The 26,949-nt window shown below is 60.3% G+C and carries 19 protein-coding genes and 1 pseudogene; 3 read left to right on the forward strand and 17 right to left on the reverse strand.

Going from position 1 to position 26,949, the window contains the following annotated elements; all coding sequences use genetic code 11:
* Positions 1 to 6: 6 nt before the first annotated feature.
* The 9 genes from GOB81_RS08005 to GOB81_RS08045 form a co-directional block, all read right to left on the reverse strand.
* A complete protein-coding gene (locus GOB81_RS08005; protein ID WP_173569979.1) occupies positions 7 to 324 on the reverse strand; it encodes a DUF2849 domain-containing protein in 318 nt (105 codons plus the stop codon).
* A 119-nt stretch (positions 325 to 443) separates the two neighbouring features.
* Positions 444 to 1,520 (reverse strand): sulfate/molybdate ABC transporter ATP-binding protein, encoded by a 1,077-nt coding sequence (locus GOB81_RS08010; protein WP_173569866.1) that lies wholly within the window; start codon positions 1,518 to 1,520, stop codon positions 444 to 446.
* Positions 1,517 to 2,341, reverse strand: coding sequence for a sulfate ABC transporter permease subunit CysW (cysW, locus tag GOB81_RS08015; protein WP_173569867.1), 825 nt, complete (start codon positions 2,339 to 2,341; stop codon positions 1,517 to 1,519). The genes GOB81_RS08010 and cysW overlap by 4 nt, the downstream gene beginning before the upstream one ends.
* Positions 2,341 to 3,198 carry a sulfate ABC transporter permease subunit CysT gene (gene cysT / locus GOB81_RS08020; RefSeq protein ID WP_173569868.1) on the reverse strand — a complete coding sequence of 286 codons (858 nt, stop codon included), beginning with the start codon at positions 3,196 to 3,198 and terminating at the stop codon, positions 2,341 to 2,343. The genes cysW and cysT overlap by 1 nt, the downstream gene beginning before the upstream one ends.
* On the reverse strand, positions 3,191 to 4,231 hold the full coding sequence (locus GOB81_RS08025; protein WP_173569869.1) for a sulfate ABC transporter substrate-binding protein: 1,041 nt from the start codon (positions 4,229 to 4,231) through the stop codon (positions 3,191 to 3,193). The genes cysT and GOB81_RS08025 overlap by 8 nt, the downstream gene beginning before the upstream one ends.
* 195 nt (positions 4,232 to 4,426) lie before the next feature.
* A complete protein-coding gene (locus GOB81_RS08030; protein ID WP_173569870.1) occupies positions 4,427 to 5,941 on the reverse strand; it encodes an alpha/beta hydrolase family protein in 1,515 nt (504 codons plus the stop codon).
* 302 nt (positions 5,942 to 6,243) lie between these two features.
* Positions 6,244 to 7,830, reverse strand: coding sequence for an efflux transporter outer membrane subunit (locus GOB81_RS08035; RefSeq protein ID WP_173569871.1), 1,587 nt, complete (start codon positions 7,828 to 7,830; stop codon positions 6,244 to 6,246).
* Entirely contained in the window at positions 7,827 to 9,101 is a 1,275-nt protein-coding gene (locus GOB81_RS08040; protein WP_173569872.1) for an efflux RND transporter periplasmic adaptor subunit, read from the reverse strand. Before GOB81_RS08040 ends, GOB81_RS08035 begins: the two co-directional genes overlap by 4 nt.
* Positions 9,098 to 12,256, reverse strand: coding sequence for an efflux RND transporter permease subunit (locus GOB81_RS08045; RefSeq protein ID WP_173569873.1), 3,159 nt, complete (start codon positions 12,254 to 12,256; stop codon positions 9,098 to 9,100). The genes GOB81_RS08040 and GOB81_RS08045 overlap by 4 nt, the downstream gene beginning before the upstream one ends.
* Before the next feature lie 1,237 nt (positions 12,257 to 13,493).
* Here GOB81_RS08045 and GOB81_RS08050 point away from each other — a divergent pair.
* A pseudogene (locus GOB81_RS08050) lies at positions 13,494 to 15,149 on the forward strand (OprO/OprP family phosphate-selective porin).
* A gap of 24 nt (positions 15,150 to 15,173) precedes the next feature.
* A complete protein-coding gene (locus GOB81_RS08055) occupies positions 15,174 to 16,202 on the forward strand; it encodes a sulfate ABC transporter substrate-binding protein (protein ID WP_173569874.1) in 1,029 nt (342 codons plus the stop codon).
* Positions 16,203 to 16,284: 82 nt separating this feature from the next.
* Here GOB81_RS08055 and GOB81_RS08060 read toward each other — a convergent pair whose 3' ends face one another.
* The 8 genes from GOB81_RS08060 to GOB81_RS08095 are packed head-to-tail and all read right to left on the reverse strand — an operon-like array spanning position 16,285 to position 25,657.
* Positions 16,285 to 17,250, reverse strand: coding sequence for an ABC transporter ATP-binding protein (locus GOB81_RS08060; protein ID WP_173569875.1), 966 nt, complete (start codon positions 17,248 to 17,250; stop codon positions 16,285 to 16,287).
* The gene (locus tag GOB81_RS08065) at positions 17,247 to 18,260 is read right to left on the reverse strand and encodes an ABC transporter ATP-binding protein (RefSeq protein ID WP_173569876.1); all 1,014 of its coding nucleotides are present in this window, start codon (positions 18,258 to 18,260) and stop codon (positions 17,247 to 17,249) included. Before GOB81_RS08065 ends, GOB81_RS08060 begins: the two co-directional genes overlap by 4 nt.
* On the reverse strand, positions 18,250 to 19,224 hold the full coding sequence (locus GOB81_RS08070) for an ABC transporter permease (RefSeq protein WP_173569877.1): 975 nt from the start codon (positions 19,222 to 19,224) through the stop codon (positions 18,250 to 18,252). The genes GOB81_RS08065 and GOB81_RS08070 overlap by 11 nt, the downstream gene beginning before the upstream one ends.
* Positions 19,224 to 20,231 (reverse strand): ABC transporter permease subunit, encoded by a 1,008-nt coding sequence (locus GOB81_RS08075; RefSeq protein ID WP_173569878.1) that lies wholly within the window; start codon positions 20,229 to 20,231, stop codon positions 19,224 to 19,226. The genes GOB81_RS08070 and GOB81_RS08075 overlap by 1 nt, the downstream gene beginning before the upstream one ends.
* The gene (locus GOB81_RS08080) at positions 20,228 to 21,991 is read right to left on the reverse strand and encodes an ABC transporter substrate-binding protein (RefSeq protein ID WP_173569879.1); all 1,764 of its coding nucleotides are present in this window, start codon (positions 21,989 to 21,991) and stop codon (positions 20,228 to 20,230) included. The genes GOB81_RS08075 and GOB81_RS08080 overlap by 4 nt, the downstream gene beginning before the upstream one ends.
* A 3-nt stretch (positions 21,992 to 21,994) precedes the next feature.
* Positions 21,995 to 22,645, reverse strand: coding sequence for an SCO family protein (locus tag GOB81_RS08085; RefSeq protein ID WP_173569880.1), 651 nt, complete (start codon positions 22,643 to 22,645; stop codon positions 21,995 to 21,997).
* The gene (polA, locus tag GOB81_RS08090) at positions 22,645 to 25,428 is read right to left on the reverse strand and encodes a DNA polymerase I (protein ID WP_173569881.1); all 2,784 of its coding nucleotides are present in this window, start codon (positions 25,426 to 25,428) and stop codon (positions 22,645 to 22,647) included. The genes GOB81_RS08085 and polA overlap by 1 nt, the downstream gene beginning before the upstream one ends.
* Before the next feature lie 13 nt (positions 25,429 to 25,441).
* Positions 25,442 to 25,657, reverse strand: coding sequence for a zinc-finger domain-containing protein (locus tag GOB81_RS08095; protein WP_173569980.1), 216 nt, complete (start codon positions 25,655 to 25,657; stop codon positions 25,442 to 25,444).
* Positions 25,658 to 25,726: 69 nt separating this feature from the next.
* On the opposite strand from GOB81_RS08095, the gene GOB81_RS08100 reads away from it, so the two are divergent.
* Positions 25,727 to 26,863, forward strand: a complete 1,137-nt coding sequence (locus GOB81_RS08100) for an alpha/beta hydrolase (RefSeq protein WP_338421335.1) — start codon at positions 25,727 to 25,729, stop codon at positions 26,861 to 26,863.
* Positions 26,864 to 26,949 lie beyond the last annotated feature (86 nt).

Here is a 26,949-nt window from a genome sequence, read left to right on the forward strand (position 1 = left end):
CACCTCTCAAAGCGGCGAGAATTGGGGATGGACGGAGGGTCCGAAGGCGCGGATACGCTCGCGGGACGTCACGGGAACGATCTTCCCGCCAGTATCGTCCTGCACCTGAACGCCATAGACACCGACAAGGCCAAGTTTCTGCGCGTTGCCCTGAAGCGTGGAGAGCAGACCTTCGACCTCTGTGTTCGGGATCGGAGCGGCGTCGGTGATGCGCTCTTTCCATGAGCCGTCAGCAGCCCGCCAGACAACGATACCATCCAGCAACCGGTTGGCGGTGATGACGCTCTGTCCTTCCGCGTCACGTCTGTTGCTTCTTATGTCCACCACGTCGAAATCAATCCCCTGCGCTGGCATTCCGGCTGGAGCCGGGGCCAATCAACTACGCTGTTGCGTCTGTAATGACAACAGGAAAGCTACAAATCACGCTTCCATGTTGTTGAATGTCATGCGGCTGCAACCCGCGCTTCATGCGTCGGCTCAAGCAGCCGGTCATCACGGAACAGGCGGGCGGCTGCGATGTGCAGCTTCACACCCGAAGCCGGGACGGCCTCACTCGCGGGCACCAGAATGTCCACAATCCGGTCGCCCAGATCAACGGCAAGCTTCGAGAGACCATAACGCGAACCGGCCCGCTGGACAGGTGCGCCGCCAGCTTCCGGGGTCAGGCGGATCTCATGGGGGCGGATCAGCGCCGCCGCCGGACCGTCGGCGATCCCGGCAACCGGGAAGGGGGCGACGTGGGGCAGTTCCGGCAGGAACATGCCGCCTGTGATACGTCCCGGAAAGCTGAGCGTCTCGCCAAGAAACTCCATTACGAACGGGGTCGCAGGCCGGTTCTCCAGCGCTTCTGCGCCGTCATCCTGAACAATGCGTCCGTCCTGCATGACCACCAGCCGGTCCGCGACGTCTAGCGCTTCTTCCTGATCGTGGGTCACCAGAATGGTCGTCAGGCCAAGCTGGTCATGCAGCGAGCGGAGCCACTGGCGCACGGTGCGTCGCACGACCGGATCGAGCGCCCCGAAAGGCTCGTCCAGAAGCAGGTGCTTCGGACGGGTGGCCAGGGCACGGGCGAGCGCCACCCGCTGACGCTGGCCGCCGGACAGGCGTTGCGGATAGGAGCTACCCAGATCCGGCAACTGGATGAGATCCAGAAGTTCCTTCACGCGGCGGTCGATTTCACTCTTCGCGGGGCGCTGGGAACCGGGCAGCACATCCAGCCCGAAGGAGATGTTCTTCGCGACGGTCATGTGACGGAAGAGGGCGTAATTCTGAAAGACAAACCCGACATTTCGCTCGCGCGCCGACAGATCGTTCGTATTGCGGTCGTCGATCACGATGCGGCCTGTATCGAACGGATCAAGTCCGGCAATCGCCCGGAGCAGCGTGGTCTTGCCCGCCCCGGATGGCCCGACAAGCGCCACGAAGGCACCGTCGGGGATATCGACCGTAACCTGATCGAGAAGAATCCGGTCGTGGTTGCCGGGTGCGCGACGGACAAGATCCTCAATGCGTACGCTCATGCTTCCATCCCTCCGGCTTTCGCCATGCGCCGCGCGCGGTTTTCAAACATCGCTCTGAATCCGACCGTCAGCATGGCCATGAGTGCGAGTAGGGCCGCCATGGTGAAGGCTGCCACTGACTGGTAGCCATTATAAAGTGTTTCGATGTGCAGCGGCATGGTTTCCGTCATGCCGGGAATATGGCCCGACACCACCGAGACCGCGCCAAATTCCCCCATGGCGCGGGCCGTGGTCAGCAGAACGCCCGACAGGAGGGCCCAGCGTGCGTCCGGCAGCGTGACCCGCCAGAGGATCTGCCAGAAGGACGCGCCCAGAAGCATGGCGGCATCTTCCGCGTCACGCCCCTGCTGCTCCATGAGTGGCAACACGGTGCGCGCCACATAAGGAAAGGTCACGAACAGCGTCGCCAGCAGGATGCCGGGGGACGCAAAGGCGATATGGATGTTGTACCGATCCAGCGCCGCGCCCCACCAGCCTTGTGAGCCGAACAGCAGCAGCCAGACCAGACCCGCCACGACAGGGGAGACGCTGATGGGAATCTCGATCAGGGCAACCAGAACGCCTCTGAACGGAAAACGGTATTTCGAGATCGTCCATGCCGCCAGCACGCCGAAGACCGTGTTGATGGCGACCGAAAGAATCGTCATCTCGACCGTCAGTTGGATGGCGGAGAGGGCATCCGGATCGGCCAGTGTTTGCAGTGCTGTCAGCAATCCGTCGCGGAGGGCTTCCGACAGCACCAGAAGCGGCGGCAGGATCAGCACGATAAGGATGATCAGCCATGTGGCACCGACCAGCGACCAGCGTGTGAGTGCGCTCATCAGTCGATCCCCGTGATCAGGCCGCGCGCCACGCGTCGCCGAAGCAGCGCCACACCGGCGAGGCAGAGCGAAGACGCGGCCAGCAGCACGAAGGCGATGGAAGTGGCTCCGGCATAATCGAACTCCTGAAGCCGCACCACGACGAGCAGCGGCGCGATTTCAGTGCGAAAAGGCTGATTGCCCGCGATGAAGATCACCGAGCCGTATTCGCCGATGCCGCGTGCGAAAGCGAGGCCGAACCCCGTCACTGTGGCAGGCAACATGGTCGGGAGTACCACGCGGCGCACCGTCTGCCAGGATGTTGCACCGAGCAGACCGGCGGCTTCCTCCAGTTCCGGCGGCAGGTCGCGCAGCACCGGTTCGACGCTGCGGACAATGAAAGGCAGCCCGACGAAGATCAGCGCCACGACGATGCCCGCCGTCGAATAGGCGACCGTGATGCCGAGATGCGCCAGCGGTTTGCCGAGCCAGCCCTGCGGGCCGTAGAGCGTCGCCAGCGTGATGCCGGTCACTGCCGTGGGAATGGCGAAGGGCAGGTCGATCAGTGCATCGACGATGCGGCGACCGGGCAGTTTCACCCGCACGAGCGTCCATGTCAGCAGCAGCCCGATCGGCACGTTGATCAGCGCGGCGAGGAAGGCGGTGAGGAAGCTGACTTCCAGTGCCGCGAACATGCGCCCGTCATGCAGGGCTGCCGTCATCGCCCCCAGACCTTCCTGCCAGGGGCGGACGACAAGTGCTGTGATCGGCAGGACGACGATCAGCCCGATCCACAGCAGGGTGGAGAACAGGGCGAGCCGGAAGCCGGGAAGCGGATCGCTCTTGCGGCGCAGGGAAGAAAAAATCGCTTCAGCCATGAGGCGCATACATCTGGTCGAAGATCCCTCCCGGTGCAAAATGCTTTTTCTGAACGTCCGCCCATCCGCCGAGACTGGCGATGTCGAAGGTCTTCACGGCTGGAAACAGATGCGTCCCGGCGCCTGCGACGGCAGCATCCGTGGGACGGAAATAATGCTTCGTCGCGATCGTCTGCGCCTCCGGCGTATAGAGAAATTCGAGATAGCGCTGTGCCACGGCGGTCGTGCCGTGCGTCCTCGCGTTGTGGTCCACGAGTGCGACGGGTGGTTCGGCGAGAATGGACAGTGACGGGACGACGATATCGAACTGGTCTGGCCCGAGGTCCCGTGCTGCCAGAAGCGTCTCGTTTTCCCATGCGATCAGCACGTCGCCCATGCCACGCTGCACGAAACTGGTGGTTGCCCCCCGTGCTCCCGTATCAAGGACCGGAACATGACGGAAGAGCGCGTCGAGATACTGCCGTGCATTCGCTTCCGTCCCGCCCTGACGATGAAGTGCCCATCCCCACGCAGCCAGATAGTTCCAGCGTGCGCCGCCGGACGTTTTCGGATTGGGCGTGACGACCTTCACGGTGTCACGCACGAGATCCGGCCAGTCGTGGATTGCCTTCGGGTTCCCCTTGCGGACGAGGAATACGATTGTGCTGTTGAAAGGCGTGGAATTGTGCGGCAGGCGCTTCTGCCAGTCGGGGGCGATCAGTCCCTTGAGGGCCAGCATGTCGATGTCGCGGGCCAGACCGAGTGACACGATATCGGCCGGGGCACCTTCCAGAACGGCGCGGGCCTGAGCACCAGAGCCGCCGTTGGATGTTCGTACGACGACCGAGCCGCCATTCCTTCCGGGGTTCCAGTGGCTGGAAAAGGCAGGATTGATCTCGTGGTAAAGCTCGCGCGTCGGGTCGTAGGAGAGGTTCAGGAGAGCCGTTGCGGCATGCGCGGGGTGGGATGACCCGATGACGGCCGCGCCTGCGCAGGCCAGACCGCTGCCAAGAAAGGCACGGCGAGACAGGGGGCGAAGTGAAGGTGATGGCATGCCAGAACGCTCGATAAAGTTAAATCACGACGAGAGATCGTTGTAATTCTTCTTATACACATAAGCTGCTCGGATAATTTCAGCAAGCTAGTCAGTGAAATTATTCCATTTCACTTGTTTTTGTTGTTAAAATGGGCCTCGTGACCCATCATTCGTTCACGAGGCTGCATCATACGCGCTCAGGGGATCGAGACATTATTGAATCACGAACGAATAGCTGAGTGTCTGCGGCGGATCTTTCGGGTCGGCGCTGACCTGCTTTGTGAGAACCACACTGTCTGTCCCGTGAAAATTGGGGTCGGCCCGATATTGCATGGCTGAGCCTTTGACCGAGATGGTGTTGCATTTCATCAGCGGTCCCATCGTGTGCTTGGCATAGCCTGTCGCCGACGCGATCATGGCCACGGCGCCATGTGTGGGCGGTGTGACAAGATGAATGGCAGGCATGTAGCGTTGCGTGCACTCAGGGGTGATCGCCGTATAGAACACGGTGGCGACCTTTCCCGCAGGAATCGTGATGGTCTGATGTTCCGACTGCGAAGCGGGGTTGCTGTTCGGCTGCCAGACGACCCGATCATTGTAGGCATACAGGCGGCAATTCGTGGTGACTTTGGAGCAGGCCGCAAGAGCCTGCCGGATCGGATCGATCCCGTTGGCGCCGATGACCTGAGCGTCGCTGCCAATGATAAAGGCGCGGGGCAGTTTCTGTGACAGGAACATCCGGTATGCTTTTCGGATCATGTCATTCTGCTGCGGCAGTTTACTGAAGTCGTCGAGTGCTGCGTACCCTGAAGCATCCGGGGCAATGAGAGGCATGTATTCAGGCATTACAGGTCTTGAAGGCAGGCCGACCTGAGTGAGGAGTGCGTCGGCTTGCGCCATCCACGGTTTCATCCCGTCCGGATCATTCAGCAGGGCATGGGAATCCGTCTGAAAAGGCGGCACGTCAACCAGTGTGGATTTTGGATTGCCGCTTTTGTAAGCAGCAAACATGGTTTTCCACAATTCTGTCGGGGCCAGAGAGTCGTTCTCGCCCTGCACCCAGAGTGTCGGCAGGGATGAAGCGGCCCCAAGTTCCCGCGCTCCCTGCACCAGCCTGTCATTATCGCTATGGCAGCTTGTATCGTGCATCAGTGGAAAGAATAGCACCTGTGCTTTCGTCCCAGCCAGCGGTGTTGCGCTCATGGCCATCTGCACCCAGCCTCCAAAACTGACGCCAGCGGTGACGATCCGGGTGGCATCAATTTCTGGCAGGCCAATGACGGAAGCGGAGACGGCACGGATATCCTCGGCATTCTCCTGTGCCGTCGCAGTCAGGGCGCAGCCGTGAGAGATCAGTGTTCCGTCAGAATCGGCAAAACCGCGGGGCATCGGAAGCAGGACAGCGTATCCGCGTGAAAGAAAATAACCGGAGAGATAAGAGTAGCTCTTTCTATCGCCATGATTTGTCAGAGAGATATGGGATGCACCACCGCTGATGATGGCAAGTGGAAAAGGGCCGGCAAGATGCGGGAGGAGAAGAGTCGCCTCAAGGATGGTGCCATCTTGTACCGGAATACGGAAAATCTGTTCTTCGAAAGGAATGGTGTGTCCCACAAGAGTGGTTTGCTTGCTGGAGATCGGTGCGATGGAGGCAGCGTGCAGGGAGGGGGGCAAAAAACTGATCGATGCAATCATGGCGGCGAGACAGAAAGTAGCGTCAGGACGCATCGGGAAAAATCCTTTTTGTGTCTTCACAAGCCACGTCAAACTGAGATCAGTGACTGTTCGTTTGACGTGGCCTCACAGCATGCACGCATGAAACGGCCCAATCCACAACGGTTGGGTGGCTACGAAAAACAGATGTATTCAGCTTAAAGGATGAATAAAACCTACAACGGAAAATTGTCGCTGTACTGTTTAACGCTGGCCAGAAAATGGGCCATAAAACCACAATCCGATGCAGAAGATACAGAATGCATCAGGTTTTTGTGGGCGTTCGCGTGCTGCCACTGGACAGCACGCGTCGTGCTTTAGTGAGTGGTGGCAGTGGTTCCGGAGGTCAGAACAGTCCCGCTCAGATCTGCATCTTCCCGGCTGTTGGAAGAGACGGGGATGCCGCCAGCAGGTTTGGCTTTATGCAGCCCGTCATACTGCAACGGCTTGAAAGGACGGATCTCCTTTACTGACGGCAGTTCGGAGGAGGACCAGCCGCCACCCAGTGCGCGGATCAGTTCCACCACAGCCTGCCTCTGGCGTGTTTCGACCTGCACGAGGCCGACCCGCGCCACGAGAGCAGCCTGCTGGGCAACGACGACATCGAGATAGTTCGTGAGGCCGCCTGTATAAAGTTCCATCGTCATTTTCTGGGTGCGGAGCGCAGCATTGACGGCATGCTCCTGCTGCCCCGTTTCGGTGCGCAGCCGGTTCATGCGGGTAAGGTTGTCTTCCACTTCCTGAAAGGCCGAAAGCACGGTCGAACGGTAGCGATCTTCTGACTGACGATATTGCGACCATGAACGCTGCAATTCGGCTCGGCGCAGTCCACCCTGAAAGAGCGGAAGAGCAGCCTGTGCGCCGAACTGATACATGGCGTTATACAGCGAGGCGAGATCGAAACCGTTATCCATGAAGCCGGTCATCGCGTTGAACGTGACGTGCGGATAGAACGCGGCGCGGGACACGCCGATGGAGCGGTTGGCCTGCGCCATGGCGCGTTCGGCGGCTGCGATGTCGGGGCGACGCTCCAGCAAGGCCGAGGGAAGGCCCGGTGACGGATACACATCCTGTATCCCCAGCACTTCACGCGACGCGACATGGAAGGAGGCGGGAGTCGTGTTCACCAGCACGGCGATGGCATGTTCCATGACATCCCGGCGTGCGTGGATATCTGTTTCCTGCGCCTGCGTCGAAGCCAGTTGTGCCTCTGCGCGGGACACGTCGAGCCCTGCGGCGATGGCACCCATCAGGCGCATGTGCGTGATCTGCACGGCCAGTTCATAATAGCGGATGGAATCCCGGTAAACGGCATCCTGCGCATCCAGTCCGCGAAGGGCGAGGTAATCCCACGCCAGTTCTGCGGTCAGACTCAGTCGGGCCACGGCATATTCCGCAGCACTCTGCTGAGCCGCCTGTTTGGCCATGAGGGTTCTGTTGCGGATGGCGTTCCAGAAATCCGGCTCCCACGTCGCCGCAGCCTGATATTGTTCGGATGACATGTAGACGGGACCGGTTGCTCCCGAGCCACGCCAGAGTCGGTGTTCCGATCCCTTGTATTTCTCGCCACCCGCCATGCCGTTGATTTGCGGGTAAAGATGCGACGCAACCTGTGCTGCCACGTCCCGGGACTGCGTGAAGGATTCAGCTGCCGCCTGAAGGTCTGGGTTGCTCCGGAGCATCCGCTCTTCGAGCGCGTTCAGTTGCGGATCACCAAGGGATTTCCACCAGTCTGAACGGGGTGCGCCGTCATCCGGTTGCCCGTAGCGGATCACTCCCTGACCTTCCCATTGATCCGGATAGGCCAGTTTCGCCGGTGCATAACGGGGGGCCATATCGCATCCGGCAAGGGTCGTGGTGACCAGAACCGTTGCGATAAGCTTTCGGAGAGGCAGTCTCTTCATTCCCGCGCGCCTGCCTCGGACGTAGGTGTGTTGTCTTCGGGCATGGCGCGAACGTCATTGCCGGGACGGGGCGAGGCAGACGAGGCAGGAGTCGTGGGCTGCGATGGCATGTTGTAGCCACGCGTGCCCGGCACAACGCGGACTTTGTCACCATCCAGCAGTCCGGCGGACGGGTTGTTGATCACCTTGTCAGTGGCGGACAGACCACCGAGAACCTGCACGATTTTCCCCAGATTGGTACCGACCTTGATGGAGACCAGATGCACATGATCTGTCGGGTCTACCGTTGCGATCTGCATTCCATCGGCGCGGAAAATCAGTGCCCCTTCAGGAAGTGTGAGCATATCCGGGTCGCCCGGAGCCTCGAAATGCGCGGTGGCGTAAGAGTCAGGCCAGAGTTCCTCGGTGGGGTTGTCCACCATCAGTTCCGTGTTCACCGTGCGGGTGTTCGGGCTGAAGGCTGCGGCGGTGGCGACATAGCGTGCCTTGAACGTGCGGCCGGGAAACTGGGGAACGGTCAGCGTGGTCGTCAGGGCAGGGGAGATGATGTCCGCATAATCCTGCGGCACAGAAACGAAGACGCGCATGGCGTGGACATCCGCCACACTGAACAGTTCCGTCGCGTTGCCACGGGAGCCGACATCGCCACGTCCGGCATTCACATAATCACCGACATCCGCGAGACGGGCGGTCACCACGCCATCGAAGGGCGCAACGATACGCTTGAAGCCTTCAAGAGCCTGATACCGTTCCATTTCGTGGCGCGCGGCCTCGACCTGCGCCTGCTCCGCTTCTGCGTTAGCGGCCTGAACGTCGACTTCCTGCTGGGAGACGGCCTGCGTGCCTTCGAGGGCTTTCCAGCGCCGCGCCGTGATCTGGGCCAGTTTGTAGCGGGCGACCGCGACATCCAGATTGGCCTTGGCGGCGGCATATTGCGCGTCGAGGCCCGGCGTCTCGATCTCGGCCAGCAGGTCACCGGCCTTCACGTGGGCGCCGATATCCTTGTACCACATTTTAACATAGCCGGAGACCTGCGCGTAGATCGGGGCGAGATACCACGCCGAGATGTTGGCGGGCAGGTCGAGCGTGCGGTGGCTCGGGCCGGGCTGCGGGCTGATCAGCTGCACTTCCGGGGTGGCCGCGGCCGTCGTTTCTTTTGCCAGGCGCTCATAATGAGCATTCCGCTGGATGATACCCCAGGCCGCCAGTACGATGGCGACGATGATCACCACGACAAGCAGAAAGCGTCCACGTGAAGACTGGGCGCTCATGCTGCTTCTCCTTCCTGCTTACGATGGCGTCGTGAATGAATGGCCGCGAACACGCACGGCACGAACACCAGTGTGGCGGCTGTCGCCACCATGAGACCACCGATCACGGCACGGCCGAGCGGGGCATTTTGTGAATTGCTCATCGACATCGGCAACATGCCGACGATCATGGCGGAGGCCGTCATCAGCACAGGGCGGATACGTTCAAAGCCGGCATCAAGGGCTGCCTTCACGGCATCGCCATGCCGGAGCAGCTCGTCCCGGGCGAAGGACACGACGAGGATGGAGTTCGCCGTCGCCGTTCCCATGCACATGATTGCGCCTGTCAGGGCAGGAACCGAGAGCGCTGTGTGGGTCAGGAAGAGTGCCCAGGCAATGCCACCGAGCGCGCCGGGAAGGGCAGTGATGATGATGAACGGGTCAAGCCAGGACTGGAAGTTCACGACAATCACCAGATAGACGAGCAGGATCGACATGGCGAGGCCGCCGATAAGCTGCGCATAGGCGGCGTTCATCGTCATCCCCTGACCGAGCACGGTCATGGAGGAGCCATGAGGCAGGCGGCTGCGTTCCTGCTCGACAATCCGGTTGACCTGTGACGCGACACGCCCGAGATCGAGACCTTCATTCGAGGCGTAGATGTCGAAAACCGGCATGATGTTATAATGCGAGATCTCGCCCGGTGTCCCGATCTGGCTGATGGAACTCAGGCCGCCAAGGATCTGAGGGGGCGTGCCGTTCGGATTGCCGTCGCCCTTGTCGATCGGTGTCAGTTCCAGATCGTTCAGCGTCTGAAGGAAGGCCGCGGGTGTCTGGATATCGATCAGATGGGAGACGCCGGTCTTGGGATCGAGCCAGTAGACCTGACCCACCTGTGCGCTGCCGGAGAGCGAGACCAGCATATTGTTGGTCACGTTCGCTTCGGTAATGCCTGTGCCAAGAGCAAAACTACGGCGGGCATTGACCAGAAACGTGGGGGTGGTCATCGGCTGCTGCACTGACACATCCGTGATGCCCGGCACATGGCGCAGTCGCGCGGCAACCTGATTCGCGAATGCGAAGTTATCTGACAGGTTACGACCGATGATCTGGACGTCGATCGGTGCAGGGGCGCCGAAGTTCAGAATCTTCGCCGTCAGATCGGCGGGCTGGAAGGTGATCTGCGTGCCCGGGAACACACGGGACAGTCCCTTGCGCAATGTCTGACGGTATTCCGCGACGGGAGATTCAGAATCCTTCAGCGTGACGGTCAGGTCGCAGTCCTGCGTGCCGACGGTGGGGGTAGGAATAAACGCCTGATTGAGAGGACTGAACGGCAGTCCACAGTTATCGACGATGGTTTCCACCTGTCCGGGCAGCAGACGTTCGATTTCATCATTGACCAGTTGCGAGATCTTGCCCGCTTCCTCGATGCGCGTGCCGAGGGGCGCGCGCATATGCAGGGCGAGCGTGTTCGAATTAATCTCGGGGAAGAAATCCTGACCAACAAAGAACAGCAGGCCCAGAGAACCCACGGCCGCGACGAGGAAACCGCCGATGAAGCGGGCGCGTGAGGCGAGAAGTCCGGCCAGCATGTCGCGGTAGCTGTGGCGGAATTGCTCGAAACGGGCCTCAAATCCACGCTGGAATCGGCCGAAAATTGTTTTCGGGGGCGCGCCATGACCTGCCGCGACCTGAGCCGCGAGCATGTATTTCGCCATGGTAGGCACGAGTGTCCGTGACAGGATGAAGGAGGCGATCATCGCGAAGATGATGGCTTCGGCCATGGGCATGAACAGCCAGCCGGCCACGCCGCTGAGCTGGAAGAGCGGCATCCAGACGATACAGATGCACAGGGTCGAGACGAAGGTCGCCACCACGATCTGGTTGGCCGCATCGATGATGGCGGTTTCGAGATCCTTGTCCATCGCCAGATGCGCGTCGATGTTTTCGATCATCACCGTGGCATCGTCCACAAGGATACCAACCGCGAGCGCCAGACCGCCCAGAGTCATCACGTTGATCGTCTGCCCCGACCAGCGCAGGGCGATGAGCGAGCAGAGCATCGCGAGGGGGATGGAGGTGGCGATGATGACCGTCGAACGCCACGAGCCAAGGAACAGCAACACCACCAGTCCGGTCAGCAGGGCAGCCGTCACCATCTCCTGCACGACGTCGCGGACGGATTCCTTCACGAACGTGGAGGCGTCATTGATGACACGGATATTCACGCCCGGAGGGAGTGTATTGGTGATGCCCGGAAGGAGTTTCTTGACGCCGGACACCACGTCCAGAGTCGAGGCGTCACCGCTTTTCATGATTACGATGAGAACGCCCTGCTGACCTTTGACCAGCACGAGGTTGGTTTGTGGCGGTCCGCCCTGATGCACCCATGCGACATCGCGCATGTAGACGACCGAGTTGCCCACCTGCTTGATCGGCAGATTATTGAGGGAGTCGATATCCCGCGGAGATGCATTGGTCTGCACCATCCAGTCGAAATCACCGATTTTCTGGTCACCTGCGGGCAGGACGATGTTCTGTTTGCCGAGGGCTGTGGAGACGTCCACCGGCGACAATCCATGCGCGAGCAGTTTGGTGGGATCAAGATCCACCATCACGTTGCCGGGCTGCCCACCGTAAGGATTGGGAATGGCTGCTCCGGCCACCGAAACCAGCGCGGGGCGGATGAGGTTCGACGCCATGTCGTAGATTTCGGATGCCGTCATATTCTTGGACGACACCTGAAGCGTCAGCACAGGGACGGAGGAGGCGTTATATGTAAGGACGAGCGGCGGCGTGGAGCCCGTCGGCATCTGCTTGAGAACAGTCTGGGAGACAGCGGTAATCTGGGTCTGCGCAGCGGAAGGATCAGTGCCGGGCTGAAAGAAGACCTTGACGATACCGCGTCCGTAATAGGACTGGCTTTCGATATGCTCGATATTGTTGACCGTCGCGGTCAGTGCGCGTTCGTAATAATAGACCACGCGTCCGGACATGTCTTCCGGCATGAGGCCGGTATAGGTCCACACGACGGCAACGACCGGTATGCGTATGCTTGGAAAGACGTCGGTGGGGGTCGACACAATGGCACGAATGCCAAAAACAAGAATGAGGATCGACAGAACGACGAACGTATATGGCCGCTTCAGAGCGACCAGGACGATCTCATTCATGCGGGACCGTTCCCAGTCTGCACTGAATTAAATGTACTACTCATACAATCCTCTGTGACAGTGAAGCCTTCAGGGCGCCAGTAAATTACTTTTTATTCTCCGTGCATTTCCGGTGTCTAACCGATTGCACGATGGGTGGTACGGCTCAGGCGCATGAAGGTTTCTCTGTGTCCGTATTCAAATGCACTCCCTGAAGGGTGTCATAAGGGATTTGGTCCGGGTCTGCATACCCGCCTCTTTCACGCCACAATTGCTCTCCCAACAGCAAAGCATTCGGATGAGCGAAGAAAGTCATTGAAATACCGTGCGGTTTCAAAGCCGTAACGGTTTTATGAAATGCTCATGACAATGCGTGACTAGGCAAGCGGAAATGACGCCCATAAATAACGCTTATTTTTAGTTGATTCTTTGATTCTCAAGGTTTGCGGGAAGATATGCTGAGCGCGGAGATTTTGTAGGTATTTTGAGTGGAATAGCGGTTTTTATATAACATACTGATATTAATATGAAAATATAAACTATAAATCGTCGTGGAATGAAAAAATAATATTTTTATATGCATTCCTGTATCGTTGTTTATTGACGACCAAAATGGATTGTGTCTCAATGGTCATGTTCTCGAAAGAGAGTCTTTCGGACGGATAACTGTGATGGGGCGCGGATGTGTTGTGTGGAGATATATCGATCTGCCTGATTGGCTCCAGAAACGACAATGCCTGTGAACATATGAGCTGATACCGTCATCGTGGGTCATGGTATTTCAGAAAATTATATCGATGAAGAAGCAATCGTTCGCTTGGCAAGAGCGTCTCTGAATAATAATATTTTATGGATATTGAGTATCTAAGAGCGTTTTGAAATAAAGCGGCTATATTTGTTTCCATTCGTGAAGATGAAAGAGAATAACCATGAAGGCGGTTGCGTCCGCATGCGATGTGAGGTGGTTGTTGCGCGGGCGGGGCGTAGTCACCTTCCCCGGAGGATCAGGAATGTTCGGTGATGAGTGTTTCAGCGGGAGGGTGCGTCGGAATGAACTGTCTTTTGAGCTTGGCCTCATGCAGAATTCAGGAAGAAATCACCCCTGACAGGCAGGCGGCGTCCCTTAGTCTACAACGAACGACAGGCATGCACACCATCGGGCAGAGGCGATGTCCGACGGAGCCTGCTCCATAGAGTTTTCGGTCACACTTTAACGCGGCAGCCCTGGCGGCGTCTGGCAAACCAAGACGAGTTTTTCATGAAGATCACACTTCGCCGATCCCTGTTTCTTGCTTCCTCCCTCGTGGCTTCGGTGTTTGCTCAGCAGGCCGAGGCGCGATCCACTGATCCGGAAGTCATGGAACTCAGGCGCGAACTTGCCGCCATGCGGCAGGAAATGGTCGCGATGCGGCAGGAAATTAAAGGGCAGGGTGCGGAAAACCGTCACCGGGTCGCTGCCGAGAACGGAAGTGGGCTGCGTCATCATCACGAGCAGCGTCTGGCGAGTGCCGGTGCGGATGAAGTGAAGCCTGTCTTTTCACAGGTTCCCGTGCGTCCGAGCGGACCACGTTCACCGTCCGAAAGCCGCATCGCCCTTCCCGAGGGACCTGTCCAGTCCTGGGCGGACTTCAAGGCTGCGAATGTAAAGAACGAAGTCCTTCAGATTGGAGGGATGCAGATCGGTTTCCCCAAAGGGCGCCCGACGATCGCATCCGAAGACGGTTCCTATGCCTTTTCGGTCGGCCTTCTGGCACAGGAGGATTTCGGCGGGTTTCTTGGCGCGGGACCGCGTGGCAACGAAGGCAAGGGAAACTTCAACAGCTTCACGCAAAATGCTCGTCGTCTGCGTCTCTATTTCTCCTGGCGCTACAAAGACTGGGTCGTGAATGTGACCCCTGATTTCGGCTCCAGTTCCGTGGACGGCACGGTTGGACTGTTCGAGGCCAATCTTAACTATACGGGAGTGCACAACACCACGCTGACCGTGGGGTATTTCCAGCCGCGCATGGAAGAAGAAAGCGCGGAGCGATCCGGTGCGTTCGAATTTCTTGAGCGCCCGACCATAGTCGATCTGGTGCGCAATATTGCGGGCGGCGTCGCCCGGTTCAGCGTGGGCGGTGAACATTGGGAAAAGCGCTGGCTCGCGGCGCTTTATTTCACGGGTCAGAAGTTCGGTGACCGCAGCAAGGATACCACGATCACGGACAGCCAGACCGGTGGCGTCGCCCGTATCGCGGGACGCCCTTATGTCAGCAAGGATATCGACCTTCATGTCGGGGCCGGAGCAACAGCGGCCTTCAAGGTCAATGAGAGCTCTACCGGACGTAACTACACGTTCAGTGACAACATGGAGATTCCTCTCGGGGAAACCTCTCTGCTGACATCGGGCGCGCTGACAAATGTTGCCCAGATATGGGCGGCTGGCCCCCAGATGGCGTTCCGCTGGAAACGCTTCCTGCTCAAGAGCGAATATTACCATATCGGTGTTTCTCGCGGCCAGCAGGCGGTCGGCCTCAACCTGCCATCACTCGGGTTCGACGGCTGGTACGTCTCCGGCAACTATACGATTTTCGGTCATCCGCGTGCCTATAACCCGAAAATCGCAGCCTTTACCGCACCGGGCGTCGATTACGACTTTGATCCTGCCCATAACCACTGGGGTGCGCTGGAAGTCAGCGGACGCTGGAGTGTGACAGATCTGAGCGATGTTCCCGGGCAGGGCGGGACCGGCATCAACGGTAATCAGCAGACGGTGTGGCAGGGTGGATTCAACTAGTATCCCAATCAGCACATCAAATTCATGCTCGACTACGCTCATTATATCGTCTCGCGATCGAAGGGCGTCTCAAGTGGCGTCAATCTTCTGGGGCGTGACGGCAATGCTATCGTTGCGCGTGCACAGGCCGCGTTCTGAACGGATATTCAGGGACTTAATGTCATGAAGAACACTCTCGCAGTCAGCCGTCGCGCTCTTCTCAAGGGCGGCGTCGCGGTCGGGGCAGCAGCTTTTGCCGGCATCCGGGGCGCACAGGCGGCAAGCTGGTCGCTGCTCAACGTCTCGTATGATCCGACACGTGAACTGTATGCTGACATCAGCAAGGCATTTTCCGTCTCATGGGCGAAGGGGCATCCGGACGACCATGTTGTGGTCAAATCCTCGCACGGAGGGTCCGGGGCGCAGGCGCGATCCGTTCTGGAAGGCGCACCTGCCGATATCGTGACGCTGGGACTGGCTTACGACATCGATGTGCTGGCTCAGCATGGGCTGCTTGAAGCGGACTGGCAGAACCGCCTGCCTCATAATTCCACGCCTTTCACGAGCACAATCGTATTTCTGGTCCGAAAGGGTAATCCGAAGAATATCCATGACTGGCCGGATCTGATCCGCGACGACGTGTCAGTTATCACCCCCAATCCGAAAACCTCTGGGGGCGCCCGCTGGAACTATCTCGCCGCATGGGGATGGGCGCTGCGTGCTAACGGAAACTCTGAAGATGCAGCCAAAGCCTATCTGAAAAAGCTGTTTTCTCATGTGCCGGTTCTCGATACCGGTGCACGGGGAGCGACCAATTCCTTCGTGCAGCGTCATCTTGGGGATGTGCTGATTGCCTGGGAGGATGAGGCGCTTCTCGCGGCGCGTGATATCGGCGCGGATCAGTTCGATATCGTGGTGCCCTCGATCACCATTCTGGCCGAACCGCCTGTCGCCGTCGTGGACAAGAACGTCAAGGCGCACGGCACCGAAGCCATTGCGACAGCGTATGTGGAGTTTCTCTTTACGCCGGAAGCCCAAAAGATCGCCGCGAAACACTACTTCCGTCCGATCGATCCCGCAGTTGTTGCTGCCACGGCATCGGTTTTCCCGAAAGTGCAGACGTTCGATGTGGCCAGTCTGGGTGGGTGGCAGGTCGTGCAGAAGAAACATTTCGGGGATGGTGGCGTTTTCGATCAGCTCTACGGGAAATAAGTTGATCTGCGTTCAGGGTCGGGCAGGTTTTTACAATATGGGAGCCCGATCCTGTATGATCTGAACTGAGGTTTTCCGGATCTCAGTGCAGCGGGAAGTGGCAGGCTACCTGTCGCCCATTGCCGATATCCCGCAGGGCAGGAGCTTCTGCAGAGCAGCGTCCTTCAGCCTTGGGGCAGCGTGTGTGGAACCGGCAACCGGAGGGGGGCGAGATCGGGGAAGGCACATCCCCATGCAGTAAAATGCGTTCGTCATGTGCCCCGATCACCGGTTTCGGAACGGCGGAAATCAGCGCCATCGTGTAGGGGTGCGCTGGTGTCTGCATGACGGCGTCCGTGTCGCCGAGTTCGACAATTGCGCCGAGATACATCACTGCCACGCGCGTCGAGATCTGCCTGACGACGGCAAGGTCATGTGCGATAAAGATGTAGGTGAGACCAAGCTGTTCCTTGAGATCGGTGAACAGATTGACGATCTGCGCCTGCACCGACACATCAAGCGCCGAAACGGGCTCGTCCGCTACGATCAGGCGCGGGGAAAGCGCGAGCGCCCGGGCGATATTGATCCGCTGCCGCTGCCCTCCGGAAAACTCGTGCGGATAGCGGGCAAGAGCGGAATGCGGAAGACTGACGAGGTCCATCAGTTCTTCCAGTCGCACCTCGATCACCTGCCGGCTGCGCTTTTTGCCGTTTGCATCGGGATGGACGCGCAGCGGTTCCGCCACAAGATCACCAATGCGGCGCTTGGGGTTCAACGAAGCATAGGAATCCTGAAAAACCATCTGCATCCGTCGTCGCACGGGCCGCAGGGCACGGTCGTTCATTCGTGAAATATCCTGATCTTCAAACAGGATATTTCCGGATGAGAGATCGGTCAGACGCAGCAGGCAGCGCCCGAGCGTCGATTTTCCACAGCCGGATTCACCCACAAGGCCGAGCACTTCACCGGACCGCACGGTGAGCGAGACGTGATCCAGCGCACGCAGTGTCTTCCCATGAGAGAGTCGATAGTCCTTGCAGAGATCATGGGCTTTCAGGATATCGGTCATGCCTCGACTCTCTCGGTCATGCGTGGAGGCAACGCTTTTCCTTCGCCCGGCAATACACACGCCACCTCCTGTTCAGCACACCGCACCAGGGGCGGCAGAATGTCGCAGGCTGCATGGGCGTAATGACAGCGTGGTGCAAAGGCGCATCCCGGCGGGCGTTCAAGCGGGGCAGGGGGCGCGCCCGCTATGGAAGGCAGACGTGTGGGGCGGGGGCCGGTCAGGGGCGGAATGGAATCCAGCAGCGCCGCTGTATAAGGATGAGCGGGCTGGGAGAAAATTGCGGCAGCAGGACCGCGTTCGGCGACGCGACCGGAATACAGCACCATGACGTGGTCGCAGGTCTCCGCCACCACACCCATATCGTGCGTGATGAGCATGACCGCCGATCCGTAATCTGTACGGAGATTACGTAAAAGATCGAGAATCTGGGCTTGCACTGTCACATCCAGCGCCGTGGTTGGCTCATCAGCGATCAGCAGCGCCGGATTGCAGGACAATGCCATGGCGATCATCGCGCGCTGCCGCAGTCCGCCGGACAGTTGATGGGGATACCGATTGGCGGTGCGCTCGGGGTCCGGCACGCCCATGTCGCCAAGCAGACGGACCGTTCTGGCGCGGGCTTCGGCTTTCGAGAGGCGTTCATGTACGCGGATCGCTTCATCAATCTGCCAGCCCACGGTGTAGACGGGCGTGAAGGCGGTCATCGGGTCCTGAAAGATCATGGCGATCTCGCGGCCCCGGATGGTTCGGAAAGCCTTTTGCGGCAAAGTGGTGAGTTCCTGACCCCGGAACCGGACCGATCCGCGCAGCGTGACGCCGGGATCGTCGATCAGGCGCATGATGGCCATCGCCGTCACGCTCTTGCCGGACCCTGATTCTCCGACAATGCCGAGGATCTCACGCTCGCACACGGCGAACGACACGTTCTCGATGATTGGCACGTCCCGGCCGCCCGAGCGGAAACTGACGGACAGGTCGCGCACGTCGAGGAGGGGGGCATCACCGGCCATCACGCACTCTCGGGTCGAGGAAAAGATAGACCACATCGACCAGCGCGTTCGCAAGCACGACGAACACGGCGGAATACATCACGCTGGCCATGATAAACGGCAGGTCGAGGCTGGACAGCGCCTGATAGGTCAGTCGTCCGACGCCCTGAAGGCCAAACACCACTTCCGTCAGCAGCGCGCCTCCGCCGATCAGTTGGGCGAAATCCATGCCGAACAGCGAGACGAAGGTGATCATGGACGTTCTCAGTCCATGAACCAGCAGCACGCGCGACGGGGAGAGCCCCTTGGCGCGGGCCGTGCGCATGAAGTCCTCGCCGGATACGGTCACAAGGTCGGAGCGGAGCACGCGGGCATAGACACCGATGAACAGCACGGACAGCGTGCACCATGAGATAAGCAGCGCCTTGAACCAGCCGACCGGGCTTTCGCTGAACGGCACGTAGCCGAGGGGCGGCACCCATGAGAATAGCCACGTATCGTGATAGCGCGCCTGTGTGATGAGGTTGGCGACCTGCCCGAGCCAGAACACCGGAATGGACACGCCGACAAGCCCTATGGCCATCAACGTCCGGTCAACCCATGTGCCGCGGAATGCCGCCGCGACCGTGCCCATGAGGATGGACACCACGACCCAGATTACCGCACCACCCGTGGCCAGAGACAGCGTGACGGGGGCGGCCTTGATGATCTCCGGCACGACCTTTTCGCCCCGGTTGGCATAGGACGTCAGATCCTGCGTGATGAAGAGCTTCTTCATCATGGTCGCATACTGGACGGGCAGGGGACGGTCGAACCCGTATTCCTGCCGCACCTTGGCGATGGTCGCCGGAGAGGCGTTCTTGCCCGCTATCCGCGCCGTCGGGTCCGCGCCCGGCGTGGCGAAGAACACGAGGAACACCATGACGGAAATGCCGAACAGCACGAAGACCGTCTGACCGAGCCTCTGGAGAAGGGACTTCAGCATTATGTCCCCCTCTTGCTGGTCTCGCGCACATCCAGCGCGTCACGCAGTCCGTCGCCCAGCACGTTCAGCGCCACGACGACGATGACAATGGCCAAACCAGGCGCGATGGCGACCATGGGGCGGGAATAGATCAGCCCTTCGCCGTCCTGAATGATCGTGCCCCATGAAGCCGTCGGGGTCTGCACACCGATGGACAGGAAGGACAGGGCGGACTCCGTCAGCAGCGCGAGGGCCGCCATCAGGGGGGCCAGCACGACAATGGAACTGGCGACGTTCGGGAGGATGTCCACCAGCAGGATGCGCCAGCGCGGCACGCCCAGGCTGCGGGCGGCCATCACGAAATCGGCGTTGCGGAGCGCCATCACGCGCCCACGGATCGGGCGGGCGGCGTAAGGCATGTAGACCAGCGCGATGATGGCGATGGGGATCAGCAGATTGTCGGCCTCGATGGTGAAGGGACCGATCTTCAGCCCGTCGCTGATGGTGACGATCGAAAGGGAGATGGCGAACAGATAGACCGGTACAGCCCACATGATGTCCATCAGCCGCGACAGCACCATGTCCACAAAGCCGCCAAAGAACCCCGCCAGAATGCCGACGATGCTGGCGATGACGATGCACAGCACCGCCGCCGAGAAGGAGATCAGCAGCGAAATCCGACCGCCATACAGCAGCCGCGCCGCAACATCCCGGCCCTGACTGTCGGAGCCGAGCATGTAGGCTGAGGGTCGCCATGTCGGACCGGCGGGCGTCATGCCTAGATGCAGCGGATTGTCGTTGGCCTGCATGATATCGACGGCTCTGCCATCCAGCATGAAGGATCCGGCGACATTGGCACGGAACGGGTCCGTGTGGGCGATGTCATGCGCATAGAACGGCGCAATCAGGCTCAGCACGACGATGAGGACCAGCACGGCCAGCGCCATCATGGCCGAGCGATTGCCGCCCAGAGCGCGAAAAGCCGTCTGCCACGGACCGGGTGGCGCTGTGTCCACAGGGCCGTTCACGGCTGGTCTCCGGCGCGACGAAGCTTCATCTGCGAGAAAATGGCTTCGTAAATCGGCGTGTCGAACGCGCCATGCAGCCGGGAGGACATCAGCGCCACGCGCCGCGTCTGATCGAGCGGCACTGCGGGAGCCTGCGCCATCAGGGCGCGGGAGGCCTCGGCCCAGAGTGCGTCGCCTGCCTTGCGGTCTGTGAGCGAAACTTCTGCTGCCCTGTCCATCAGGGCGTCGAATTTGTGGTCACAGAACTGGGACGCATTGATCGAGTTGTCGGAGTGCGGAATGAACGTCGCGCAGGAGAACAGTGTTTGCAGGAAGGATGAGGCGGATGGGTAATCGGCGCTCCAGCCGGTCAGGCCGACCTGCACGTTGTTATCGCTGTTCTGGATGTAGCTGAACTCGATCACGGGCGTGATGGGCCGCACGGAGGCGACATAGCCGAGGTCTGTCAGCGTGCTGCGGATTTCGTTGGCGATGGCGTCCGAACCGCCCGACTGCGGCGTGACGATGACGACCTTCTGCCCCGCCGTGCCGCTTTCAGCCACCAGCTTTTTCGCCAGTGCAAGGTCGGGCTCCTTCCACTCAGGGGCCGGGTGCTCGGGGGACGCGCCCTTTGTGTAGGCACAGCCGGGCTCGAAACCGGGCGCGCCTGTGGGCAGCATCTGGCAGGCCGCAAGGGAGACGGCCGGACCGCCATTATAGATCACCACCGCCTTGCGGTTGAGCGCGTAGTTCAGCGCCTGCCGCACGCGCACGTCGTTGAAGGGTGGAAGATTTACGTTCAGCGCGGCGTAATAGATGACCATCTGGTCGATCAGCCGGACCCGGTCGGAGAAACGCGAGCCTATTTCCGCCTGCCGATCGAGCGGCACATTCTCCAGCATCCAGTCATACTGGTTGTTCTCGATGGCCGTCACGGCCGCTTCAGGATCAAGCCCGAACGCATAACGGATCTCGTCGGGATAACCGGCTGGCTGAGCCTCGGCATCCCACTGCCGGAAGTAGGGATTGCGTTCCATGACCAGCCCCGAGTTCGGCTCGTAGGAGGCGATCCTGTAGGGGCCGGTGCCGAGGGGGGCAGTGTTGCCCGTGTCATGCGGGGGCGTGTCGGCGGGCAGGATGGAGGCGTGCTGGAACGCCAGCCGGTCGAAAAACTCGGAGTCAGGGTGCGTGAGATGGAAGGTGATTGTCCACGCCGTGTCGTCGGGGATGACCCCACCACTGAGCGTGCAATGTTCCGCATCGTGCAGACATTCCGTGCCCCCGACGATATGGCTGTAATACGGTCCCGCCGTCGGACTGTTCGCCCTGAAGATACGGCGCATGGAGGCGGCGACATCATCCGGCGTGACTTCCCGTCCGTTCGAGAAGCGAATGCCGTGCCGGAGGTGAAAGACGTAGGTTTTCCCGCCATCTTCGGGGGCTGGTAGCGCTTCGACGAGGTCCGGAATGGCGTGGCGGTCCATCGGGCCGGGCGTCTTGGCAAAGGTCGTCAGCCCGTCATAGACGATGGCTTCCATCTGATACGTGATGTGGACGTAGCTGATCTGGGGATCGAGCGTTCCGCCTGAACTGCTGGCTGTCAGCCGCAGCGTGCCGCCTGTCTCGGGGCTGTCCGGCGCGCCGGGAGCGAGCGCCGCAGCGTGCAGGGAGGCACCGAGAAACAGGGGAAGACAGGCCACCGGAAGAAGGGCTTTGAGAGGCGCCCAGCCCGAAAGCTGTACGGGACGACGCCTCAGACTACGCGGAACGCCGCAACGCATCCGTCAGTGCTGCTCCACAAGGGCGTGAAGGCGCTGCTCCATCTCGTCCGCACTGGCACTCGTCTCGATTGTTCCCACGTAGCGACCCTTGGGATCCATGATCACGATACGTGGCGACAGTTCGTAGGTGTATTCCCACATCGGATCGGGATGTCTGATGATCGGCGCATGATATTCCTTCGTCACGGCCTCCAGCGTAATGGGCGCGGCCGTTCCGGTGATGATCTTGGCGGGAAATTTCAGCGCATACTGCCGCAGGTTCATCGCAAGGTCGCGGTTGGGATCGAGACTTATGAAGAGAGGTGCAAACAGTTTGCGTGAGGGATCGACGCTCTGAAGCGCCGTGCTCAGGCGCATGAGTGCCGGAGTGCAGGCATCGTTTGTGCAGTGAATCGCCCCGAACATCACCAGCATCCACCGTCCACGGAAGTGCGTGTCGGTCATGGTGCCGTCGGAGGAATCCATCAGCCGGAAGGTGCCGCCGACTTCGTTGCCGTTCGAGGCGACGACGGGGCCCATCGAGTCCGCGACCTTGTAGGCGCCATAGGTTGCGATCGCCGCCACCACGAGGGTGACCAGGACAATGGTGCGGGTTATGCGGTTGGCGCGCTTTACCGCCTCGGGGCCTTTTTGTGGCTTCGGGGTGTTGTTCATCAGTGTGCCTCCGCCCAGTTGGCTCCCATGCCGGTCTCCACCACCAGTGGCACCGCAAGCTGCGCCGCGTTTTCCATAATCTTTTTCACGAGCGCCGCTGTCTCCTTCGCTGCGTCTTTTCCAACCTCGAACAGAAGTTCGTCATGCACCTGCAAAAGCATCGTGGCGGACAGTCCGGCCTCGGCCAGCGCGTGCGGCAGGCGAACCATGGCACGCTTTATGATGTCCGCAGCACCGCCCTGCAACGGCGCGTTGATCGCCTGCCGCTCGGCATAGGAGCGTTGCGCGCCGTTCTTTGCCGTGATCCCCGGAACGTAGCAACGTCGTCCTAGGGGCGTCACGACATATCCATTGGCCTTCGCCTCGGTCTTCCGTTCATCCATATAGTCGCGGATGCCGGGATAGCGGGCAAAATAGGCGTCGATATAAGCACGGGCCTCGCCCATCGAAATGCCAAGCTGCTTGCTCAGTCCAAAGCCGGAAATGCCGTAGATGATGCCGAAATTGATGGCCTTGGCCCGACGGCGTGTCAGTGGGTCCATGCCATCCAGCGGCACGCCGAACACTTCCGACGCCGTGCGGGCGTGAATGTCCTGCCCCAGTTCGAATGCCTCTCTCAGCGTCGGCACGTTCGCCACACTGGCCAGAAGACGCAACTCGATCTGGGAGTAATCCGCCGAGAGCAGCAGCTTGCCTTCCGGCGCGATGAAGCTGCGGCGGATCTGCGCGCCTTCCTCGGTTCTCACCGGAATGTTCTGAAGATTCGGTTCGTTGGAGGAGAGACGGCCCGTCGTGGTGATGGCCATCTGGAATGTGGTGTGGACGCGGGACGTTGCCGGGTCCATCTGCTTGAGGAGCGCGTCCGTATAGGTGCTTTTCAGCTTGGCAAGCTGCCGCCAGGAAAGGATTTTCCCCGGGAGTTCATGCCCCTGATCGGCCAGGTCCTGTAGCACGGAAGAGTCGGTGCTCCATGCGCCGGTCTTGCCACGCTTGCCGCCCGAAAGGCTCATCTCGTCAAACAGGATTTCTCCAAGCTGCTTTGGAGAGCCGACATTGAACGTGCGCCCGGCCACTTTGTGGATCTCGGCTTCAATCGTCACCATGCGGCCCGCGAAGTTTTCCGAGAGACGGCGCAACTCTGTCGCATCGACCTTGATGCCGGTCTGTTCCATCGCCGCCAGCACGCCGATCAGGGGGCGCTCATAGCCCTCATACAGAGCCAGCGCCTTGTTCACGCGCAATTCCGGATGCAACACGTGCCACAGCCGCAGCGTGACATCCGCATCTTCCGCCGCATAAGCCGTCGCCTTTTCGAGCGGCACCTGCTGGAAGAGGATGCGGTTCCGGCCTTTTCCCGTCACTTCATCATAGGTGATGGGAACATGACCGAGATGCAGCTTTGACAGTTCGTCCATGCCCTGACCGTGCAGACCGGCGGATTGGGCATAGGAAATCAGCATCGTGTCGTCGATCGGGGCGATGGGAGCGCCCCCGGCACGATGAAACACCAGCAGATCGAATTTGGCGTTCTGAAACACCTTGAGCACGGAGCTGTCGGTGAACAGCGGTTCCAGCGCGGTGACGGCATCCTTGACCGAAATCTGCTGCCCAACCTGTGCTTCCAGCGTGCCTTCGTGCAGCAACGGCACATAACAGGCGCGTCCGGGTGTTGTGGCCAGCGACAGCCCGACCATGCGGGCTTTCAGCGGATCAAGCCCGTCAGTCTCGGTATCCACGGCGCAAACACCGGCTGCACGCGCTTCGGTGACCCATTTTTCCAGTGTCAGCAGATCCGTGACGGTTTCGTAGGGACCGTAGGGGGCCTGATTCGGGTTGACGGGGGCTGCTGCCGGAGGCGCGCTCGCGTTGGCGGCGCGCATTACGGCGACAGATGTCGCCTTTGCGAGCGGTTTGCCATCGCCCAGACCGAAGCGATGACGGATGGACCGGAACCCCATCTGGTCGAGCCAGTCGCCCAGCACCTCGTCGTTCGGCTCCTGCACGGATAGGTCGTCCACGGGGACGGGCAGGGGGATGTCACGCTTCAGTGTGACCAGCTTGAGAGAAACGCGGGCGGCTTCGGCATGTTCGATCAGCGAATCCCGCCGTTTGGACTGCTTCATGGTCGGAGCCGCTGCCAGCACGGCTTCGAGATCGCCAAATTCGTTCACGAGTGCGGACGCGGTTTTCGGGCCGATGCCCGGTATGCCTGGCACATTGTCGGTCGGGTCGCCCATCAACGCCTGTACGTCGATGACCCGGTCCGGTCCCACGCCGAATTTCGCTTCAACCTCGGCGGCTCTGATCGGCTTCTGCTTGATCGGGTCCATCATGTCGACATGCGGACCAATCAACTGCATCAGATCCTTGTCGGATGAGATGATGGTGCATTGGCCGCCGATCTGATCGATGAAACGGGCATAGCTGGCGATCAGGTCGTCCGCCTCGAACCCTTCAAGCTCGATGCCCGGCACACCGAATGCGGCGGTCGCCTCACGGATCAGCCCGAATTGCGGGATCAGATCTTCCGGCACGTCCGGCCGGTGCGCCTTGTATTGCGGATAGATCTCGTTGCGGAACGTCACGCGACCGGCATCGAAGATAACGGCCAGATGGGTGCCGACATGCTCGCGCATCAGGCGTGTGAGCATGTTGCAGAAGCCGAAGACGGCGTTGACCGGAACGCCATCGGGGTTGCTCATTGGAGGAAGGGCGTGAAAGGCCCGAAAAATGAAACCACTCCCATCCACTACGACGAGATGGGGCACGCCCGCTTTATTCATGGAATGGAAAACCTCAGTGCGCGCTGTCCGGCGTTGCGTTCGGGTCCAGCACGAACAGGCGCGAGCAATAGGGGCAGAAAGTCTGGTGATCGCCGATCTTCAGCCACACTTTCGGATGCCCGAGAGGACCGAGGCCGCCATCACAGGAAATCTTGCGCGCCTGCACGATGACCGTCTCGACGTGGCCAAGAAGAGGCTTGGGGGTCGGATTCGTGGGCTGGATCAGCATCGGCATGGCGTCATCCTGTTGCATGAGGCCGGTTGGCCTGTCGGGTGCGCGATGATACGCAGGAACGTCGTGAGTTCAAACCACCTGCACAGCCTTTTGTCCGGCCTTCGCATCATGGCTGCCCGTTTGAGGCCCTGTATCGGGCTCGTTCTGGGTGCAGCCCTCCTGTCCGGGTGTGCGCAGGAGCCTGTCATCCATGCACCGTCCCGTTACGCGGCCTACGCACGGCTCATCCCACCAGATCGCCTGCTGACTCTTTCCGACGGAGCCCGGATTCCCGTCCGTATATGGCCTGCGAAAGGGCCGGAGAAAGGCAGAATTCTCGCCCTTCACGGTTTCAATGACAGCCGGGATGCGTGGGAGTTTTCAGCCCCTGCGTTTGCCGCCTCCGGCTTTACTGTCTGGGCTCCCGACCAGAGAGGATTCGGAGCGGCTCCTGAGCGCGCGGGGTGGGACGGCACGGAGCGTCTGGTGAAGGATGCGCGGGAAGAACTGATGCAGATGGCGCGCGAGTCTGCGACGGCGTTTGGCCACATTCCCGTCTGGCTGATGGGTGAAAGCATGGGCGGTGCGGTGGCGATGCTCGCAGCGAGCGGCCCGCAGGCTCCTTCGATGGCCGGTGTGATCCTGCTGGCTCCTGCCGTGTGGAATCTCGGCCCCATTGGCAGGCTGCCTGCCCATCTGCTGGCAGACATCGCTCCGGAGGGTGCGTTGTCGGGGCACGAACTTCCCGTGCATGTGGTGGCGACCAACAACATAGCCGCCCTGCGTCGGTTGTATTTTGATCCGCTGACGCTTCACATCACTCATTTTCGCGCCTTGCGGGGACTGGTCGATCTGATGGCGCAGGCATCCCATGCGGCGAAGTCTCAGCACGTCCCGACGCTGGTGATTTACGGCGATCGGGACCAGTTCGTTCCTCCCGAGGCGATGGCTCATGCGTGGCGCCACTTCCCAGCGGAGGTGCGGCGCGATCTGATTCCGGGCGGCCATCACCTCCTCCTGCGAGACCGCGAGGGCGGACGCGTGGTGGACGATATCCTGAGCTGGCTTGATCATCCCGATGCGCCGTTGCCTTCGGGTGGAGATGTCTCTGCGGCAGTCTGGGCTGCCGAAAACGGTGCGCAGCCGGATGGGCCCGCGCAAGGAGCGGTTCAGCCGTTTCCACTCCTGCCGTCCCGGCTCGATGGGGCTGTAGCTCCCTAAAAACGGTGGCTTGCGTGTAAAATGCTGCCGGACCGTCAGTCCGCTCTTGGCAAAGCCGATCTGCCTGCTGTAGGAAAGCGCGAAGT

Source organism: Acetobacter conturbans, assembly GCF_011516755.1.
Taxonomy (GTDB): domain Bacteria; phylum Pseudomonadota; class Alphaproteobacteria; order Acetobacterales; family Acetobacteraceae; genus Acetobacter; species Acetobacter conturbans.

Coding starts and splice junctions, on each gene's coding strand:
- GOB81_RS08010 (WP_173569866.1), bottom strand. CDS start 1,520: ATGAGCGTACGCATTGAGGATCTTGTCCGTCGCGCACCCGGCAACCAC.
- cysW (WP_173569867.1), bottom strand. CDS start 2,341: ATGAGCGCACTCACACGCTGGTCGCTGGTCGGTGCCACATGGCTGATC.
- cysT (WP_173569868.1), bottom strand. CDS start 3,198: ATGGCTGAAGCGATTTTTTCTTCCCTGCGCCGCAAGAGCGATCCGCTT.
- GOB81_RS08025 (WP_173569869.1), bottom strand. CDS start 4,231: ATGCCATCACCTTCACTTCGCCCCCTGTCTCGCCGTGCCTTTCTTGGC.
- GOB81_RS08030 (WP_173569870.1), bottom strand. CDS start 5,941: ATGCGTCCTGACGCTACTTTCTGTCTCGCCGCCATGATTGCATCGATC.
- GOB81_RS08035 (WP_173569871.1), bottom strand. CDS start 7,830: ATGAAGAGACTGCCTCTCCGAAAGCTTATCGCAACGGTTCTGGTCACC.
- GOB81_RS08040 (WP_173569872.1), bottom strand. CDS start 9,101: ATGAGCGCCCAGTCTTCACGTGGACGCTTTCTGCTTGTCGTGGTGATC.
- GOB81_RS08045 (WP_173569873.1), bottom strand. CDS start 12,256: ATGAATGAGATCGTCCTGGTCGCTCTGAAGCGGCCATATACGTTCGTC.
- GOB81_RS08055 (WP_173569874.1), top strand. CDS start 15,174: ATGAAGAACACTCTCGCAGTCAGCCGTCGCGCTCTTCTCAAGGGCGGC.
- GOB81_RS08060 (WP_173569875.1), bottom strand. CDS start 17,250: ATGACCGATATCCTGAAAGCCCATGATCTCTGCAAGGACTATCGACTC.
- GOB81_RS08065 (WP_173569876.1), bottom strand. CDS start 18,260: ATGGCCGGTGATGCCCCCCTCCTCGACGTGCGCGACCTGTCCGTCAGT.
- GOB81_RS08070 (WP_173569877.1), bottom strand. CDS start 19,224: ATGCTGAAGTCCCTTCTCCAGAGGCTCGGTCAGACGGTCTTCGTGCTG.
- GOB81_RS08080 (WP_173569879.1), bottom strand. CDS start 21,991: ATGCGTTGCGGCGTTCCGCGTAGTCTGAGGCGTCGTCCCGTACAGCTT.
- GOB81_RS08085 (WP_173569880.1), bottom strand. CDS start 22,645: ATGAACAACACCCCGAAGCCACAAAAAGGCCCCGAGGCGGTAAAGCGC.
- polA (WP_173569881.1), bottom strand. CDS start 25,428: ATGAATAAAGCGGGCGTGCCCCATCTCGTCGTAGTGGATGGGAGTGGT.
- GOB81_RS08095 (WP_173569980.1), bottom strand. CDS start 25,657: ATGCTGATCCAGCCCACGAATCCGACCCCCAAGCCTCTTCTTGGCCAC.